This is a genomic window from Paenibacillus sp. EKM10P (assembly GCF_011800655.1).
GTDB lineage: Bacteria > Bacillota > Bacilli > Paenibacillales > Paenibacillaceae > Paenibacillus > Paenibacillus polymyxa.
The window spans coordinates 1-214 of sequence record NZ_JAALET010000151.1 but is presented as its reverse complement, the minus strand read 5'-3'; the positions used below and the strand labels follow the sequence as shown (position 1 = coordinate 214).

The window sequence follows — 214 nt, the reverse complement described above, 5'->3', positions numbered from 1 at the left end:
ACACGTCGGGAACGACGGGCAAGCCGAAGGGCGTGATGATCGAGCACCGCAGCCTGGTGAACACGGCGGCGGGCTACTGGCGGGAATACCGGTTGGATCAGTTCCCAGTGCGGCTGCTGCAGCTCGCAAGCTTCTCGTTTGACGTGTTCGTGGGAGATATCGCGCGGACGCTGTACAACGGAGGCACGATGGTGATTGTGCCGAAGGACGACCG

At 62.6% G+C, this 214-nt stretch carries 1 protein-coding gene; it reads left to right on the top strand.

Going from position 1 to position 214, the window contains the following annotated elements; all coding sequences use genetic code 11:
* Positions 1–214: AMP-binding protein (locus HFE01_RS26890; RefSeq protein ID WP_167442937.1), on the top strand; the 214-nt coding region annotated here is incomplete at both ends.